Source organism: Planctomycetota bacterium (genome assembly GCA_018242585.1).
GTDB lineage: Bacteria > Planctomycetota > Planctomycetia > Pirellulales > PNKZ01 > JAFEBQ01.
The window spans coordinates 39,070-56,165 of record JAFEBQ010000027.1; the positions used below are offsets into that span (position 1 = coordinate 39,070).

The 17,096-nt window shown below is 63.4% G+C and carries 13 protein-coding genes; 6 read left to right on the top strand and 7 right to left on the bottom strand.

Annotation, left to right across the window (positions count from 1 at the left end):
* Positions 1–46 precede the first annotated feature (46 nt).
* Positions 47–2,722, bottom strand: coding sequence for a leucine--tRNA ligase (locus JSS27_13735; protein ID MBS0210005.1), 2,676 nt, complete (start codon positions 2,720–2,722; stop codon positions 47–49).
* A 345-nt stretch (positions 2,723–3,067) separates the two neighbouring features.
* Here JSS27_13735 and JSS27_13740 point away from each other — a divergent pair, with 345 nt between their 5' ends.
* Positions 3,068–4,327: an SH3 domain-containing protein gene (locus tag JSS27_13740; protein ID MBS0210006.1), complete on the top strand. Its 1,260-nt coding sequence runs from the start codon at positions 3,068–3,070 to the stop codon at positions 4,325–4,327.
* Positions 4,328–4,405: 78 nt separating this feature from the next.
* Here JSS27_13740 and JSS27_13745 read toward each other — a convergent pair whose 3' ends face one another.
* Positions 4,406–5,587, bottom strand: a complete 1,182-nt coding sequence (locus JSS27_13745) for a HEAT repeat domain-containing protein (GenBank protein MBS0210007.1) — start codon at positions 5,585–5,587, stop codon at positions 4,406–4,408.
* A 272-nt stretch (positions 5,588–5,859) separates the two neighbouring features.
* Here JSS27_13745 and JSS27_13750 point away from each other — a divergent pair, with 272 nt between their 5' ends.
* Together JSS27_13750 and JSS27_13755 are read left to right on the top strand one after the other, a co-directional pair.
* Positions 5,860–6,723, top strand: coding sequence for a hypothetical protein (locus JSS27_13750; protein ID MBS0210008.1), 864 nt, complete (start codon positions 5,860–5,862; stop codon positions 6,721–6,723).
* Between the two features lie 370 nt (positions 6,724–7,093).
* Positions 7,094–7,945, top strand: a complete 852-nt coding sequence (locus tag JSS27_13755) for a hypothetical protein (GenBank protein ID MBS0210009.1) — start codon at positions 7,094–7,096, stop codon at positions 7,943–7,945.
* Positions 7,946–8,096: 151 nt separating this feature from the next.
* On the opposite strand, the gene JSS27_13760 is transcribed toward JSS27_13755, so the two are convergent.
* The 3 genes from JSS27_13760 to rimO form a co-directional block, all read right to left on the bottom strand.
* Positions 8,097–8,939 (bottom strand): CPBP family intramembrane metalloprotease, encoded by an 843-nt coding sequence (locus tag JSS27_13760; protein ID MBS0210010.1) that lies wholly within the window; start codon positions 8,937–8,939, stop codon positions 8,097–8,099.
* Positions 8,932–9,561 (bottom strand): CDP-diacylglycerol--glycerol-3-phosphate 3-phosphatidyltransferase, encoded by a 630-nt coding sequence (gene pgsA, locus JSS27_13765; protein ID MBS0210011.1) that lies wholly within the window; start codon positions 9,559–9,561, stop codon positions 8,932–8,934. The genes JSS27_13760 and pgsA overlap by 8 nt, the downstream gene beginning before the upstream one ends.
* An 82-nt stretch (positions 9,562–9,643) precedes the next feature.
* A complete protein-coding gene (gene rimO, locus JSS27_13770; GenBank protein MBS0210012.1) occupies positions 9,644–11,056 on the bottom strand; it encodes a 30S ribosomal protein S12 methylthiotransferase RimO in 1,413 nt (470 codons plus the stop codon).
* 204 nt (positions 11,057–11,260) lie between these two features.
* Here rimO and JSS27_13775 point away from each other — a divergent pair, with 204 nt between their 5' ends.
* The gene (locus JSS27_13775; protein MBS0210013.1) at positions 11,261–12,049 is read left to right on the top strand and encodes an ImmA/IrrE family metallo-endopeptidase; all 789 of its coding nucleotides are present in this window, start codon (positions 11,261–11,263) and stop codon (positions 12,047–12,049) included.
* Here JSS27_13775 and JSS27_13780 read toward each other — a convergent pair.
* Together JSS27_13780 and JSS27_13785 are read right to left on the bottom strand one after the other, a co-directional pair.
* Positions 12,035–12,895: a response regulator gene (locus tag JSS27_13780; GenBank protein ID MBS0210014.1), complete on the bottom strand. Its 861-nt coding sequence runs from the start codon at positions 12,893–12,895 to the stop codon at positions 12,035–12,037. The genes JSS27_13775 and JSS27_13780 overlap by 15 nt on opposite strands.
* Positions 12,896–12,926: 31 nt before the next feature.
* Complete coding sequence (locus JSS27_13785; protein ID MBS0210015.1) at positions 12,927–13,634, bottom strand: PTS sugar transporter subunit IIA; 708 nt, start codon at positions 13,632–13,634, stop codon at positions 12,927–12,929.
* 243 nt (positions 13,635–13,877) lie between these two features.
* Between JSS27_13785 and JSS27_13790 the strand changes: the two genes are divergently transcribed.
* Both JSS27_13790 and JSS27_13795 read left to right on the top strand, forming a co-directional pair.
* Positions 13,878–15,374 (top strand): UDP-N-acetylmuramoyl-L-alanyl-D-glutamate--2,6-diaminopimelate ligase, encoded by a 1,497-nt coding sequence (locus JSS27_13790; protein MBS0210016.1) that lies wholly within the window; start codon positions 13,878–13,880, stop codon positions 15,372–15,374.
* A gap of 40 nt (positions 15,375–15,414) precedes the next feature.
* Complete coding sequence (locus tag JSS27_13795; protein MBS0210017.1) at positions 15,415–16,833, top strand: UDP-N-acetylmuramoyl-tripeptide--D-alanyl-D-alanine ligase; 1,419 nt, start codon at positions 15,415–15,417, stop codon at positions 16,831–16,833.
* Positions 16,834–17,096 lie beyond the last annotated feature (263 nt).

Genomic DNA, 17,096 nt, shown 5'->3' on the forward strand with positions numbered 1-17,096 from the left:
GGATTAGGACAAAGCCCTCGCGCCTGTCAAATAACTCGCGTCCGCCTCACTTGACGACAAAGTTCACCAGCTTGGCCCCGGGCGGGACGATCACCTTGACGACCGCCTTGCCGGCGAGAAGTTCTTTCACCTTCTCGTCGGCCATGGCGGCCGCTTCGGCTTCGGCGGGCGTGGCGTCGGTCGAGATAATCAGCTTGGCCTTCACCTTGCCGTTGATCTGCACCGGGATTTCTTTGGTGTCTTCCTTGATCTTGGCTTCGTCGTGCGCGGGCCAGGGCTCATAGGCCAGTGTCTTCGTGTGCCCGAGCGCTTCCCACAGTTCTTCGGCCAGGTGGGGCGCGAACGGTGACAGGACCAGCACGAACTTGTCCATCGCTTCGCGCGGCCGCCGATCTTCCTTGGTAAAGAAGTTGACGAACTCCATCATTTTGGCGATGGCCGTGTTGAACGACAGCTTTTGGATGTCGCCACCCACGTCGCGAATCGTCCGGTACAGCACGCGGGCCTGCTCGGCGGTCATCTCGTGGTCGCCGACCGCGGCGTTCAGCTCGACGTGGTCGACACGGTCGTTGATGATCAAGCGCCAGGCGCGATCCAGGAACCCGCGCACGCCGCTGACCCCTTCCATGCTCCACGGCTTGGACGCCTCGAGCGGCCCCATGAACATTTCGTACAGCCGCAGCGAGTCCGCGCCGAAGTCCTCGACCACTTTGTCGGGGTTCACGACGTTGCCACGACTTTTGGACATCTTGCCGCCGTCTTCGCCCAGGATCATTCCCTGGTTCACCAGCTTGCTGAACGGCTCGGGCATGCTGACGTGGCCGCGGTCGAACAGCACCTTGTGCCAGAATCGCGAGTAGAGCAGGTGCAGCACCGCGTGCTCGGCGCCGCCAATGTACAGATCGACCGGCATCCAGGCCTTTTCGATTTCCGGGTCGATGAACCGGTCTTTGTTCTTGTTGTCCAAAAAGCGCAAGTAGTACCAGCACGAGCCGGCCCATTGCGGCATGCTGTTCGTCTCGCGCTTGTACTTCTTGCCGTCAATCGTCGGGTAGAGCCATTCCTGCGGCGCTTCTTCGAGCGGCGGCTCGGGGCGGCCGTGCGGCTTGAAGTGGGACATCTCGGGCAGATCGACCGGCAAGTCCTGTACGTCGACCGCGCGAATCATCCCCGTCGGTTCCCCCTTGTCGTCCAACTCGTGCAAGATCGGGAACGGCTCGCCCCAGAAGTGTTGACGGCTAAACAGCCAGTCGCGCAACTTGTAGTTCACCGCCATGCGCCCGGCCCCTTTGGTGGCCAGGTCGTCGGAGATTTTGACTTTGAACTCTTCGGTCGGCGTGCCGTTGAACATGCTCGAATTGATCGCCACGCCCAGGCCCGGGTAGACCGCGCGACCGGCCAGAACGTCGTCGCGAACCACGTCCTTGGCGTCGCCCGGGTCGACGACCGGGACGATCGGCACGTTGTATTTCACCGCGAACTCAAAGTCGCGCGTGTCGTGCGCCGGCACGGCCATGATCGCGCCGGTGCCGTAGCTGGCCAGCACGTAGTCAGCCACATAGATCGGCACCGGGCGGTTGTTCACCGGATTGGCGGCAAAGCTGCCGGTAAAGACGCCGGTCTTTTCCTTGTTCAACTCGGTCCGGTCCAGGTCGCTCTTGCTGGCCGCTTGGGCGCAATAGGCTTTGACCTCGGCCGCTTGCTCGAGCGTGGTCAGGCGCTCGATGTGCGAATGCTCCGGCGCGATCACCATGTACGTCGCGCCGAACAGCGTGTCGGGACGCGTGGTGAACACTCGCAGGACTTCCGCGCCCGGCTTGCGTGGAAAACCGCTCTGGGTGCGCGCTGTTCGCCAGGCCTTGAATGCCATAGGCGCGGGCTTGCCGGCAGTGCGCTCGCTGTCCTGGCCGATGAAGAAGTCGACCTCGGCGCCGACGCTGCGGCCGATCCAATTGCGCTGCAGCGCCTTGATGCTCTCGGGCCAGTTGACGCTGTCGAGATCCTTTTCCAGGCGGTCGGCATAGGCCGTGATTCGCAGCATCCATTGCTTGAGGGGGATGCGCACCACCGGGTGCCCGCCGCGCTCGCTGACGCCGCCGATCACTTCCTCGTTGGCCAGCACGGTCCCCAGGGCAGGGCACCAGTTGACCGGCGCTTCTAACTGGTAGGCCAGTCGATGGTCGTCCTGGTAGCGACGAACGGCATCAGCCCCCGCCGCCTTCACATCGTCGGGAATCGGCAACTCGGCAATCGGGCGGCCGCGCTGCTGGGCCTCATCGAACCAGGAGTCGAACAGTTGCAGGAAGATCCACTGGGTCCAGCGGAAGTAATCGACGTCGGTGGTCGACAGCTCGCGGCTCCAGTCGTAGCTGAAGCCGAGCATCTTTTCCTGGCGGCGGAAGTTGTTGATGTTTTTTTCAGTCGTCACGCGCGGCGGCGTGCCGGTGCGAATGGCATGCTGCTCGGCCGGCAGCCCAAAGGCGTCCCAGCCCATCGGGTGCAGCACGCACTTGCCGCGCATCCGCTCGAAGCGACACGTGATGTCGGTGGCCGTTTGCCCCTCGGGATGCCCCACGTGCAGACCGTCGCCGCTGGGATACGGGAACATGTCCAAGACATAGAGCTTGGGGCCGGTGGGCAGTCGCGGAGCCGCGAACGTCTGGTGTTCTTCCCAATAGCGTTGCCACTTGGGCTCGATGGCGGCGGGATTGTAGCGAGGCATGATAGCAGCAGGGGGCCAACGAACGAAAACCGCAGATTCTACCGTGCTGGCAGCAATCGTTGAACCCCGTCGCACGACGGCAAAGACAGGGGGCAAGCCACGGAGGCACAACGGAATGTAAAGTCTCAATGACCAAGCACCAATGACCAATAGGATCAAACGTAGGGTTTCTCCGATTGGTCATTGGGATTTGGACATTGGGGCTTGGTCGAGGTCCGTTGCCCTTTATAGCACCCGCTAGCGTCCACCTGATCTTGTGGTCACCGGTCGCTTTAGGTACAAGTCCGGCCCCTCCTAGAAACGCTTTTCTCCGTACCTCTCCCGCATATCGAGGAGACGCCGCCCATGTTGCTGCGTCGTGTTTCATTTGCCCTGCTCGGCCTCGCTTGGCTGGTTGGCTTTGCGCCTGCGGCACGGGCCGAAGAGTCGTTTCCGTATCGCGCCTGGGTCCGCACCGACGACGTCTATGTGCGCAGCGGCCCCGGCGAGAACTATTACCCGGTCATGAAGGTCGGCCGCGGCGACGTGGTCGAAGTCTATCGTCACGATCCGGGCGGTTGGTACGCGGTACGGCCTCCCGAGGGTTCGTACAGTTGGGTCGCCGCCGAGTTCATCACCCCCACCGGTCACGGCCGCGGGCAAGTCTCGGGCCAGCACGTGATGGCGCGCGTCGGTAGCTCATTTAGTGACGTCCGCGACGTGATCCAGGTTCGCTTGGACCAAGGGGAACACGTCGAGATTCTCGAAGCCCGCAAGCTCGAAACCGAGAACGGTCTGCAAACCTGGTACAAGATCGCCCCGCCCGCCGGCGAGTTTCGTTGGATCTCGGGCAAGTACGTCAGCCAGGATTTGCCGACCATCGAAGAGCGCGCCGGCAACGCCAAGAACAACCTGATCATCGCCAAGCTGGCCCGCGACGAGCGCGAAGCCGGCGGACGTCAACGCGACGACCGTTCGGCGACTGAATACGCGCCAAGCAGCATCACCCGCGACGACCAGGAAGCCATCGCGCGCCAACGGGCGCGGCAAAGCGCGTCGGCCGGCAAGCCGACGATTGGCGTGCTCGATCGGCTCGATACGCTGGACCTGGAGCTGTCGACCGAGGTGGCCCAAGCGCCAACCGATTGGAATTTTGCCAAGCTGCGCGACGAGGCCGAGCGGATGCTGGCCAAGAGCGAAACACCGGTCGAACGGGGGCAGGCGCGGCTGTTGCTGGCCAAGATCGACCGCTTTGAAGACATTCGGAACCGTTACACGTCGAGCATGGCGTCGGCCGGCCAGACCGAGCTGCGCCGCCAGGAGTTGGCAGCCCGAGCGCCGCGTCCCTCGGACCCGACGGCGCCGGCCGCCCCCGATCCACGCTACGACGGGACCGGCAAGCTGGCCCAGGTGGTCTCGCGCCGCGCCGGCGGCCCGCAGTTCGCGTTGCTCGATCGCAACGGCGCCATTCGCTCGTACGTTTCGGCCTCGCCGGGCGTGAACCTGCGAAACTATGTGGGACGCGAGATCGGTGTCTCGGGCTCGCTGGGCTATCTGTCCGAAGAGAAGGCCAGCCACGTCACCGCGAAGCGCGTGACGGTGATCGACGGCGGAACGCTGCGCTAGGAAACGATAAAGTGTAAACGATAAACGAATGCAGTCTTACTTTATCGTTTATCGTTCATCATTTATCGTTTCTTCTCCTCATCGTTTATCGTTCATCGATTCCATGATCCGGCTCGCCTGATACCGCACCCGCTCATCATTGTCGGTGCGGGCCATCTCGGTCACTCGGGCCAGCATCGCCGGGTCGCGTGACGTGGCCATCAGCGTCATCGCCGTCAGCCGCACGCTGGCGTCCTCGTCGTTGCTCAGGTGCATGAGCCAGGGCTTGGCGTCGATGCCCGTCATCCCGGGCAACATCTCGGCAAAGCGCCGCCGCACGCTTGGGTCGGGATTGGTGACGCCGGCGCCGACTTCCATCTGTCGCGCCGAGATGCCGCGAGCGGCCAATTCCTGCTTGGCGGCCGTGGCCAGGCTGGCTTCCGCGTCGTTCAAGTACGAGCACAGTTGCACGACGTTCAGGTTGCTGTAGTTCACGGCCGCGATGGTCGGCAAGGTCGGCGCCGATGGGTCGTTCTCCGGCACGCGAGCTGGCATGTTGCTGGCCGCCGTATCGCCGGCGTCGATGTTGCGAGCCTGCGTAGTTGCGGCCGGCGGCAGTCGGCGCGGCTCGACGCGCGGCGCGCCCGAGTTCATCGCCATCTGCGGCGGGCCGGGGGGCAAGTCGCTCTGCACGCCGCCACGATCGGCGCGACTCATTTGCGGTAGCGTCAGGTTGGCCGTCACCTGGTCGGACGAGCCCGCCGGCTTCGCGGCCGCGGCTTCGCCCGAGGCAATCGCCTGCAGCACGCGCTGACAGGCCACGTTCAACCGCGGGCGGTCGACGCGCTCGGCATCGATCGGCCACAACAAGATACGGGTAATGAACTCAGCGGCGCTATTCCGCGCGTCGGCGTCGTATTGCTGCACATGGTTCGACAAGGCGTCGGCCAGCACCATCAGCCGCGGCGTTGCCGCGCGCGGTGACAGCAGCTCCCACTCGTCGAGCTTGGATCGCAGCAGCGTGGCCGACTGCTGAGCGAGGGGCCGGCGCTGCGAAGCCATGCTGGCGGCCAGGATGGCGATTCCTTCGTCGCCGCGCGTGCTCAACTGGTCGAGCATGGCGACGGCTTCGGCGTCGCTCATCGTGGCCAGGTGTCGCTGCCAATAGGCCGTGGTGTCCCCCTGATTGGGCAACCAGCGCCAATAGCCGACAGCAATCGCGGCGGCCAACAACAGGCTGACGACAAACCAGGGCCAGCGGGCCCGGCGCGCACTCGACATGATCGCTCCCTCGCGTGAGTCTGAAAAAGGGGCGCTCCGCGCCCAAGTTTTGCGCGCCGGCATTGTTGCTAGCTGGCTCCGAACTGACAAGAGCATTCGCCCGTTCGCCTAGCTCGCCGCGGCATCGCTAGCTGATAGCGGCGCGCGACAAGATGGCTCGAAAATTGTGTGCGGCCCGTCCCGATCGGTTGCCGAAATATCGTTAGCGGTCGGAAAAGTCTGCCAGCGCGTCAAGGTCGCGGCCGCACACGTTACGAAGGTGGGGGGGACGAATGCAGGTGCGCGGTTCCATAGCTTGCCGAGCAATCGCGCTCGCGCTGCTGGTCTTGGCCGGCGCGTCGTCGGCCGCCACGCCCAACGCGGGCAGCACCAACCGCCAGTATCGCGACGACGCCATCAAGGCCATGCCGCTGGCGCAGCTCGACAGCGAAGACCGCGCGCGGGTTACGGCCGTGCTCGAGAACGTCACGCTCTATCGCCATCTGCCCACGCAGACCATCGAATGCGACGCCCGGCTCTTTCAGTTCCTGATCGAGCATCCGGAGGTCGTGATCAACATGTGGCGGGTGATGAACATCACCGACATTCATGTGAAGCGGCTCGATGAAGTGTCGTTCGACGCCGACGATCACGCCGGCACACGCGGCAAGCTGCGCTACCTCGTCCGTTCGCCACACGTCCATGTGATTTACGGCGAAGGGAAGTACGAAGGGATGCTGCTCCCCAAGCCGGTCCGCGGCCAGGCCGTGTTCCTGCTCCGCACTTCGACCTATCTCGATCGGCAGGGAAAGCCGATGGTCCAGGCCCGACTCGACTCGTTTGTCCGCATGGAAGCGGTCACGGTCGAGGTATTGGCCAAGACGTTCCAGCCGCTGGTCGGGCACGTGGCCGATCACAACTATCGCGAGACGGCGGTCTTTCTGAACCGCATTCACAAAGCGGCCCAGGTCAATCCCGAGGGGTTGATGCAGTTGGTCGACCAATTGGAAGGAGTCGACGAGAAAGTGGCAAGCGGCTTCAACCAGATCGCTGACGAAATCGGCGCTCAGGCCGCGCTGGCCGAAAAGCAACAGCCAGCCATCCCCGGCGACCGCTCAGCAGAGCTACCCACCCGCCAACCGACACAGCGACGGTAAGGCAATACCGGTAGCGTATTCTTTCGTGCAGTCGATCGCACGTCGTCGCGATCATGCTCTTCTAAGCGATCAAGTTCTTCTTAAGCACCAAAGGTGCGCCCCATACCAGCCTGGGGCAACGCCCCAGGTATATGGGCATCTAATGGGTTCTAAGGGCTGAAAGCCCGTCCCATTCTTCCGAGATGTCAGCGCGGAAATGGGGCGGGCCTTCAGCCCTCAATAAGCTGCGTTGCCAGATTCCTGGGGCGTTGCCCCAGGCTGGTATGGGTCGGGCCGTTGGCCCTAAGATGCTTAATTCTGGCGTTCGCAGTCCCAATGGTATGTTCCGAACTCGCCAAGTCGTAATTACGACGCAATAGGCAGTGCCAAAATGGAAAGTCAACTCGCAGCGCAAAGCGCTCTTTTGGCCACCATAGGAACGATCATCACGACATCAATAGTCTGGATCGCTCTTTATCGTTTGCGCAACCTCTCTTGGTATCCGAAGGCCTGGTACGCGTTCGCACTTGTGCTTGGGTCCTGGGGTTTGCTCGCGCTAGCCGAGGCACCCGAATGGTCGGTACTGACGCCCGGCGTTGGCGGTCCTTGGGCCGACTTGGATTGGCTGATCTGGTCGCTGGTGTTATTTCCGGCGCTTCCTGCATTCCTTGTGTCGCTCTGGCTTCGACCGTCGCCATTTAGGTTGCGGTGGTGGCATTCATTTGCGTGCTGGCCAATCGCGTACGCGGTCTATTCCATTCTGTTCCCGCCGTTCATCGACGTCGAGGGCATGCGCATACGGCCGTGGTGGCAAGTTCTTTCGGCACTCCATGCCTCGTGGTTTACGATTCTCGTTGTCGTTCACATTTCTCTTGCGTCAATTGTTTTGCTCGCGAGCCGCAGGCGAACAAACTCAATCATCTACGAGAATATTTGGCTAAGACTCTTCATTATTACGTCAGCAGTGGCGTTCTATGCTCTCGCAAATGCACCGAGACATGTCTTTCTAGTTCCAGGAGCCGTAGCGCCTCCTTTGATCGTCTGGCCGCTATTGTTTGGGTTGGTGAATCCCATTATCGCGCTACTGATTTGGCTGAGGCCGCGCCCAATCTTATTCAGTCGATGGGGCATTGCCGGAGTAGCGGTGTTTTGCATCGTCGTCTACATCCTATATCCGTGGACTGACAGGTTGCCTTGGTGGAAAACGCATGGCGAAGGGAGCGTCTACGTGAATCCCTTTTAGCGTGTTCCAGCGAGGCGTGGAGGTGAAGCGGAAATGCTACATTTTGGTCCCTGAGGAAGATGTCCCCTTAGCTGCCCCGCCTCTGCGGTTCACTCGTTTGCCGCATTTCCGACATCGTGACCGTCGTGTCGTTGTGGTCGAATGCTCTTCGTCATTGCTGCTTCAAATAGCTCTGGGCGATTAGCAGGGCCATGCTCGTGCCGTTCAGCAGGACGTGGACCGTCATGCTCGGCCAAATGCGGTGCGTCCAGCGATAAAGCGTCCCCAGCAGCAGCGCCAAAAAGAACAGCGGGATCGGGTCCGGCCCGTGGTTATAATGCACTGCCGCGAAGATCAGCGAACTAATTAGCACAGGGAGCCAAGTCTTCCAACGCGGTGGCGGCGGTGGACTCGATTCTGCGCCCGATTCGCCTGCCGACCCACCCGCCACAGTCCGCGGCTGCGACGGCCAAATCCGTTCGAGCCACCCTTGCAGCAGCACTCGGAAAAAGAACTCTTCCGACAGCGGTGCTACAATCACAGCTGCCACAGTCGCCCATAACCAAAGGTCGAAGTCGGGGTATTGCCTGAGCAGCGTCTCGATCGGATGCTCACCTTCGAATACTCCGCTTGCCTTGATCGCGGCTTTAATCAGCAGCAATGGAATCACCATTGCCAAGAAGCCGAAGGCACCCAAGGCCACGTCCCACACCAGCCTGGATACGCTGAATCCCAGGTCCTTGGCGGACGCTCGGCTGCATTTGACGAGCCAGGCAATGGCGAGCCCCGTCGAAACGAGGCTGGCAATCGCCGATTTGGCGAATAGGTCAGCACCTTCGCGAGGTGTTATCTCGTTAATATCCGCGCCGTGCGCGCGCGGCATGAAAAGAGAAGTGATGCCGTAGATCACCGTGACGATGAGGAGGCAAACCAGCACATCAATAACGGTCCAGGGCACACGCGTTGGCGAATCAGCCGGCGGGCGACGTGCGGCGCTTTGGTCGTCGTCATTCATCGCGGATCATGCGCACGGCGGCCACGATGTAGGCCACGCCCGAATAGGCGGTCAAGAAGGCCGCGACCCACAGCGACGCCGTCAACAACGCGCCGTACCACGACGGCATCACGATCCACGCGCCGAACAAGGTGCCCCACCCCAACAGGCCCAAGCACAGCCCGGCCGCAATACACTGCGCCACCATCTTCAACTTGCCCGACATCGAGGCCGAGAAGTCGCGCCCTTGCTGTTCCAGAAAGCTCCGTAGCGCCGTGATCAGCAGCTCGCGCCCCACGATCAGGGCCACGATCCACGCTCGCAGGCCCAAAGCGTGCAGCTCGCGGCTGGGGACGTCGAGCAAGAAGATGAACGTGCCACAGATGATGATCTTGTCGGCGAACGGGTCGAGAATGCGCCCCAAGGTCGAAACCCAGCCATAGCGCCGCGCCAGGTACCCGTCCAGCCAATCGGTGCTAGCCGCCACGATGAACAGCACCAGCGACGTGCCGAAATACTCGAAGCTCATCGCCACGAACAGGGCCACCGACAGCACCAGCCGCGCCACCGTCAACTGGTTGGGCACGGTCATCACGCCCTGTTTGGCCGAGGCCGATCGGGATGCGGTGTCGGGGCTGACCATAGGCGATGCAAAGTGTCGAGGGCCGGGGGGGCGTGGCGTGAACAATTCGGTCGGCCCCGCCGCCATTATATGCAGAACGTCCCTAGCGTGCGCGACCAATCGGGGCGGCAATCAGATCGTATTCCTTGGTGGCCACGACCTCGCACGGGACGATCTGCCCCGCGCGCAACTTCTTGCCGGTCACGTACACCACCGCATCGACATCGGGCGCGTCGGCCGCGGTGCGGCCGATCCAGACATCGCGCTCGCCCGGCAATGGCGCATCGAGCAGCACATCGAGCTGCTGGCCCACCCGAGCGGCGGCCCATTCGAAGGCGATTTCCTGCTGCACGCCCATCAATTCGTCGCGCCGCGCGTTCTTCACTTCCTCGGGCAGATGGTCGGGCAAGCGGGCCGCCGGCGTATCGGGCTCGAACGAGTACGTGAACACGCCCAGCCGCTCGAAGCGGTACTGCCGCACAAAGTCGACCATCTCGGCGAATTGCTCGTCGGTCTCGCCGGGAAAGCCGGTGATCATCGTCGTCCGCAGCACCAGGTTCGGAATCCGAGCCCGTAGCTTGTCGAGCAGCGCGACCGTCTCGGCCTTGTTCACGCGGCGTTGCATCCGTTTCAACATGGTGTCATCGGCGTGTTGCAGCGGCATGTCCAAGTACGGCACGATCCGCTTGGCGCCGGCGATCACGTCGATCAGATCGTCGCCGAAGTACATCGGGTACAGGTACATCAACCGAATCCAGTCCAGACCTTCGATCTGGTCCAACTGGGCCAGCAACTCGGCCAACCGCGGCCGGCCGTACAGGTCGATGCCGTAGTACGTCGTGTCCTGGGCCACGATGATCAGCTCGCGGACGCCGTCGGCCACCAACTCGCGGGCTTCGGCCACGATCTCTTCCATGGGCTTGCTGGCGTGCTTGCCGCGCATTTTCGGAATGGCGCAGAACGTACACAGCCGGTCGCACCCTTCCGAAATCTTCAAATAGGCGAAATGCTTGGGGGTGATCCGCAGCCGGTTCCGATCGGACAGCGCCACGCTCGGCGCCGGCTGAAACACGGTGCGCTGTTCGTTCAGGCGACCGACCAGCCGGTCGGCCACCTTGGTCACTTGCTCGCGCCCGAACACGCCGACCAGATGGTCGATCTCGGGCAGGGTCTCGAGCAACTGGGCCTTCTCGCGCTCGGCCAGACAGCCCGAGACGATGACGCCCTTGGTGCCGCCGGCGCGCTTCAACTCGAGCATCTCGCGAATCGTGGCGAATGACTCGGCCCGGGCCGCTTCGATGAACCCGCAGGTGTTCACGATGACAAAGTCGGTCCCCTCGGGATCGCCGACCATTCGATAGCCATCCAACTGCAGCAGTCCCAGCATCCGCTCGCTGTCGACCAGGTTCTTGGGACAGCCCAGGCTGATGAAGCAGTACGAGCCCTTCGAGGCCGGGGCTTCCGACCGGTTGGGGTGGGGCAGGGGCTGGGCGTCGATGATCGGCGTAAAAGTCATGCGGCGATGGAACTAGCGGTGGAAAACAGGCGGCCGGTTGGTAATCGATTCATCCTACCCGGGCAGGCCAAAAGTGACGAGGGGCCGGAGGGGGCGACTTCGGGGCCAGAAAATCGAGCGAATTTGCTTGCATTGGGCAGTAGAATGTGTACAAATGTTCATTATTCATAAAAACGACGATTCGGCAGCCAGAGGTCACGAATGATGCTGGCGGAGATTCCTTGGGAACAGGTGTACCGGGCGATCGATGCCCAGGTCGGCCGGCTGCTACGCCGGGCCGGTGTGTTTCAGCCGGCGGTCGACGCCTTTCGCGTTGCCCAAGCGCTCGGGCTGACGGTCTTGCGCAACGATCGGCAGGCCGAGCGGGCGCGCTATGTCCGCTCGGGTTTCAATTCGCCGGGTGAGCGCTCTGGCCGCGACGACATGCTACGCGAGGCGTCGATCTTTATCCGTCGCGACCCCCGCCCTGAACGCGAACAGTGGGCCGTCGCCCACGAAATCGGCGAGCATCTCTCGGTCGAGTTGTTCGCCTCGCTCGGTGTCGACCCGGCCGAAGCGCCGCCGACCGCCCGCGAGCAACTGGCCAATCGACTGGCATCGCGACTGCTGTTGCCGGCCGAATGGTTTGGCGATCTGGGCCGGGCTTGCGATTGGGACCTGCCGGCGCTGAAGCAGCAGTTTCACACCGCCAGCCACGAGTTGTTGGCCCGACGGATGCTCGATTTCGACGCGCCGGCCATCGTGACCGTAGTCGACCAGCGAGCCATCAGTTGGCGGCGCAGCAACCTGGCCGGCCGGCCACCGCAACTGGCCGACTGGGAACGGTCGACTTGGCTGCGCTCGAACGAGTCGGGTCAACCCGGCGAGTCACATCACCAGGGGGCCCGGATGCGCGTCTGGCCGGTCCACGAACCAGAGTGGAAGCGCGAAATCATCCGCACCGATTTGCCGGAGCAGGACGAGTGGGGTGGTGACGAATCAGACGCCTGGTAGAACGCTCTGTTGCGCTAACTTTTGCATGAGCGCGCAGTCCAGGTCCGCCAAGCGGACTGGCTTGGCCAAAACAGCCGTCGCGCCGGCGGCTTGCCAGCGGGCCACATCGTCGGTGCGGGGAAAGCCGCACAGGACGACGAACGCCCCGGCGGGATGCGACTGTCGGCAGACGGCAATCTGTTCCATGCTCGTTGACTGTGGAAAAGCCACGTCGTAGACCACGGCCGCGCAATTCGACTCTTCGGCGGCCTCAGTGCTACGACGGTGCTGAACATCGAATCCCAGCCGGACGCACGCCTTGACGAGCCACGCAGCCTGCTCGGCATCATCGCCGACGACGAGTGCTCGCGGTCGTGGGTTTGTGCCGCTCGCGGCGCGATTGGTTGCAGGCGGCGCATCAACGAGCCAGCTTTCCTCGTCCGAGGTGGTCGCCTGGCGGGCTGGCATCTCGCCGCGCTCGGCTTGCGACTGCGTCTGCGCCAGCCAACTGGGCCACTGATGCCACAAGATGCGCCAAGCCCCAGGCCAGTCCCAGCCATGCCGCCGCTCCGATTCACACCAGGAACCCGCCACACGCAGCACGCGCGCCAGCGGCCAGCGCTCGGTCAATCGGGCCAGCTCATCACGCCGCAAGGCGCGCGGCAACGCTTCGACCAGCACGATCCACGTCGGCGAAAACCCATCGTCGATATCAGCGACCCCCGAGGCCAGATTGGCAACCGCGCGCTGCGTCGGCAACCGCGACAAGTCGGCGCGCAAGGCCGCGAACTCGTCGCTGCCGAGATCGCCCACAAATAGCCAGGCGTGCTCGATGCGAGGAATCGGGTTGGAATTGACAATCGCCATCCACACCACTCACAAGAGATCAGTAACCCGATTAAGCCAGCAACGACTGCTCGCGGACCACGATCAGCTCGCGCGCCAAGGCCGCGTCGGGCGCTTCGCGTAGCGCTTGCAGGAACGAGTCGTCGTTCACCACCCGGCTCAGTCGCGCCAGCGTGTGCAGGTGCCCCCGATCGCTCGTCGAGCAGATCAGGAAGAAAATGTCGGTCATCCGGGCGTTGCCGAATGGTATGCCGGTTTCGGTTCGCCCCAGGCAGATGAACGGTTGCTCCAAGACCGCGGGCAACGGCCGCCGCGCGTGCAACATGGCCACGCCGTTGTCGAGCGCCGTCGGGCAAAGGTCTTCGCGCTGTTGCACGGCTTCGGTCATGGCGGCTGTATCCCACAGCCAGCCTGTCCCGGCCGCCAGCTCGATCATGCCAGCAATCACCGAGGCCCGCGTTCGCGCCGCCAGCGGAATGGCAATCGCCGCCAGCGGCAGCATTTCGGCGACCGAGCGCGGCTCGCTATCGGCAGCCGCCAGGTCGCGGTCGAACGCCTCGTCCATGCGCTGCAACTCTGCTTCGTTCGACAAGCCAATTTGATGTTCCAACCATTCGCGCAATTCGGCGCGCGAGAACCGCCACTGCCCCGCCACGCGTCGCGCTGGCAAATTGCCTCGCTCGACGAGCCGTTGAACTTGCGCCGGCGACAGGTGCAAGTACTCGGCGACCCCGTTCAGGTCTAAATCGTCGTGCGACATAGCAGGCCGTGGCGCCAATGAGCGAGTGATAGCGGGGCGGTGCGACTGATTTGCCTCATTGTTCGAGTGCGGCCTGGTTTGTCTAGCGCGATCCGCCCTGATTTCGACCTTGACACCTGCGGCAGATTTCGGAGAATCCGCTCCAACGAACTCGGCCACGCAGCGCACCCCAGGCGAAGCGTGGCAACGGGCGGCCAGGAAGGCCCGCCCACGAGTCGTCAAGGCAAGGAGGCCTTGTTGCGTATGACGCTAGGATCGGCGTCAAATCACGGGATCGCGCTGCGCCAGGTCTTGCCGGAAGCCGAGTTATTCGGCGCCGACGAGATCCGTGTGAGCAGTTGTTGCGCCGATTCGCGCCAGGTTCGTCCTGGCGATCTGTTTGTCGCGCTGTCGGGTGTCGAGCGCGACGGTCACGATTTTGTCGCCGACGCGGTTGCTCGCGGCGCCGCGGCCGTGCTGGCCGAGCGGCCGATTCAGGTCGACGTTCCGGTGGCCTGTGTCGCCGATGCGCGCCGGGCGTATGGCCACTTGTGCCAGGCCCTGGTCGGCAATCCCAGTCAGCGTCTCAAGGTGATTGGCGTCACTGGCACCAATGGCAAGACGACCACCACGCATTTGATTGCCGGCGTGCTGCGAGCGGCGGGGCAATATCCCGCGGTGCTTGGCACGCTCGGCTATAGCGACGGCGTCGAGTTCGAGGCGGCCCGCTGGACCACGCCCCCCGCGCCGGTGTTGGCGGCCTGGATGGCCCGCGCCGAAGCGGCCGGTTGCACGCACGTGGTGATGGAGGTTTCGAGTCACGCGCTCGAGCAATCGCGAGTGGCCGGCGTCGAGTTCGATGTGGTCGCGGTCACGAACGTCCGGCACGATCATCTGGACTATCACCAGACGCTGTCCGCCTATCGTGCCGCCAAGGCTCGGCTGTTCGAGCAGTTGGGGCCGTCGGGCGTGGTGGTGTTGAACGTCGAGGACGACGTTTGTCGAGAAATGTATCTGCCCCGCGTCGATGGCCCGGCCTTGACCGTGGCGCTCGACCGGGCGGCCGAATTGAACGCCGTGGCGGTCGAAAGCTGCTTGAGCGAGCAGACGTTCCTGCTGCAAATCGGTAGCGAGTCGGTTCCGGTTCGCACGCGCCTTATCGGCCGGCATAACATCGAAAACTGTCTGGTCGCCGCCGCGGTTGGGTTGGCCTATGGCGTCTCGACGCCCGACGTCGTGCGCGGGCTCGAAAGCGTCGATCGGCTGGCGGGTCGGCTCGAGCCGATCGTCTGTGGTCAGTCGTTCGGTGTGTATGTCGACTATGCCCACACGCCCGACGCCTTGGCCGGCGTACTCGACGCGCTACGCGAAATGACTTCGGGCCGCGTGTTGTGCGTGTTTGGCGCTGGCGGGCGACGTGATCGGTCGAAGCGGCCACTGATGGCCCGCGCCGTCGAGTTGCGTGCTGATCTGGCAATCGTTACCAGCGACAACCCGCGCGACGAGTCACAGCGGCGCATTGTGGCCGACATCATGCGCGGCTTTGCCATGCCCGAGGCGGTGCATGTTATCGACGATCGTGCCGCGGCAATTTGCTATGCCCTGCAACAAGCCCGCGAAGGAGACGTGGTGCTGATTGCTGGCAAGGGGCACGAAGAATATCAGGAGCTGGCCGATGGCCAGATCGATTTTGACGACCGGCAGGTTGCGCGCGATTGGCTTTATGCCCAGTGGAACAGCCAGTCGTCGCGAGCCGCCTAGGCGGCAGCCCGGTCACGCATTGTTAGGGAGTGTCAGGCGAATGCAAGCAAGTGAACAAATCACGTTGGCCGATCTGGTCCGAGCGGTCGGCGGCAAATTGATCGGCCCCGCGAACGAAGTCGTTGACGCACAGCAGGTATTGCCGCGCGTGGCAATCGACTCGCGCAAGTTGAATGCCGGCGAAGTGTTCTGGGCGGTTCGTGGCGTCGATCGGGACGGAGCCGAGTTCGTGGCCGATGCGTTTAATCGCGGCGCGGCTGGCGTCGTTACGCACGTGGCGCCCAAGTCGGTGCCCGTCGGGCGCTGGGCGATCGTCGTTGCCGATGGTCAAGCGGCCCTGGCTGATTTCGCTCGCTGGCAGCGCGGTCGCTTTGCCGGTCGTGTGGCCGCGGTCACTGGCAGCGTGGGCAAGACGACGGCTCGACTGTTGATCGACGCGGTTTTAGGCGTGCGCCTGGCCGGCTCGTGCAGCCCTGAAAACTACAATAACCAGCTCGGCGTGCCCTTGAGCATGAGTCAGTGGGCCCCAGCCAACGAATATGCCGTGGTCGAGTTGGCGGCCCGCCGCTCGGGCGAGATCGCCGAGCTGTGCCAGCTTTGCCGACCGCACATCGGCGTGGTCACGCAACTGGGGGAATCGCATCTCGAAACATTTGGCAGCCGCGGCGCGATTGCCACGACCAAGGCCGAGTTGATCGCGGCGCTGCCGGCGGAAGGGCTGGCGGTGCTCAATGCCGACGACCCGGCGCAGCGTGATTTCGAGCGATCGACCAAGGCTCGCATCGTTTGGGTTGGTCGCTCAGCGCGAGCCGATCTGATGGCCACCCAAGTGCGCTACGCCCACGGTCGCTTGTCGTTCACGGTTCAGGGCGAACGCCTCGTCGCGCCCGTTTGGGGTCGGCATCATCTGACTTCGGTGCTGGCCGCTGTGGCGGTGGGGCGCGAGTTCGGCTTGAGCTGGGATGAGATTCGAGCTGGCTTGGCCTTGTTCGTGCCGCCGGCTCAGCGCGGCGCGGCTCTTTCGATCGGCCAACTGCGCGTGATCGACGATTCGTACAACGCCAGCCCGTTGTCGATGCGGGCGGGGCTGGAGTTGTTGCGGCATGACGACTCGCCGGGGCTGCGGATCGTGGCCTGTGGCGATATGTGCGAGTTGGGTGACGAAGCCCCCGCTTTGCACCGCCGGTTTGGCCAGGAAGTGGTCACGCGCTGCGGCGCCGATTTGCTGGTGGCCTGTGGGCCCAACGCCGATCACGTGGTCAATGCGGCCCAGCAGGCTGGCATGTCCGAGCAACGCGCGATCGCCTGTGACTCGCCGGCTGGTGTGGCTGAAGTGGTGCGCGAGCGCGCTCGGCCCGGCTCGGTCGTATTGCTCAAAGGTTCACGCGTCATGGGCATGGAAACTTGCTTGAAGATTTGGCGGGCCGAAGCAGACGAGTTGCAGCGCGTGGCGGCTTGATCGCCTCGCGACGAAATAAAACACGCAGGAGAATCTCCCCGATTTTTTTGCAAGCTCCTTCGATGACGCCAAACTGTTGCGGGACAGCGCGGCGTCAGCCTCCCTCCTGGGTCGAAGCATACCACTTGTCGATTCGACTACTGGGTCAGTCGGATCGGCAAGAGCTTCTCGAAGGGGCTTGATACTGAGCCCCGGGGCGACGGCCCAACCGTCGCCTCGGGGATCAGGGAACCAAGGTCGCCCGGTCTGATCGACGCTCGACC

Coding starts and splice junctions, on each gene's coding strand:
- JSS27_13735 (MBS0210005.1), bottom strand. CDS start 2,722: ATGCCTCGCTACAATCCCGCCGCCATCGAGCCCAAGTGGCAACGCTAT.
- JSS27_13740 (MBS0210006.1), top strand. CDS start 3,068: ATGTTGCTGCGTCGTGTTTCATTTGCCCTGCTCGGCCTCGCTTGGCTG.
- JSS27_13745 (MBS0210007.1), bottom strand. CDS start 5,587: ATGTCGAGTGCGCGCCGGGCCCGCTGGCCCTGGTTTGTCGTCAGCCTG.
- JSS27_13750 (MBS0210008.1), top strand. CDS start 5,860: ATGCAGGTGCGCGGTTCCATAGCTTGCCGAGCAATCGCGCTCGCGCTG.
- JSS27_13755 (MBS0210009.1), top strand. CDS start 7,094: ATGGAAAGTCAACTCGCAGCGCAAAGCGCTCTTTTGGCCACCATAGGA.
- JSS27_13760 (MBS0210010.1), bottom strand. CDS start 8,939: ATGAATGACGACGACCAAAGCGCCGCACGTCGCCCGCCGGCTGATTCG.
- pgsA (MBS0210011.1), bottom strand. CDS start 9,561: ATGGTCAGCCCCGACACCGCATCCCGATCGGCCTCGGCCAAACAGGGC.
- rimO (MBS0210012.1), bottom strand. CDS start 11,056: ATGACTTTTACGCCGATCATCGACGCCCAGCCCCTGCCCCACCCCAAC.
- JSS27_13775 (MBS0210013.1), top strand. CDS start 11,261: ATGCTGGCGGAGATTCCTTGGGAACAGGTGTACCGGGCGATCGATGCC.
- JSS27_13780 (MBS0210014.1), bottom strand. CDS start 12,895: ATGGCGATTGTCAATTCCAACCCGATTCCTCGCATCGAGCACGCCTGG.
- JSS27_13785 (MBS0210015.1), bottom strand. CDS start 13,634: ATGTCGCACGACGATTTAGACCTGAACGGGGTCGCCGAGTACTTGCAC.
- JSS27_13790 (MBS0210016.1), top strand. CDS start 13,878: ATGACGCTAGGATCGGCGTCAAATCACGGGATCGCGCTGCGCCAGGTC.
- JSS27_13795 (MBS0210017.1), top strand. CDS start 15,415: ATGCAAGCAAGTGAACAAATCACGTTGGCCGATCTGGTCCGAGCGGTC.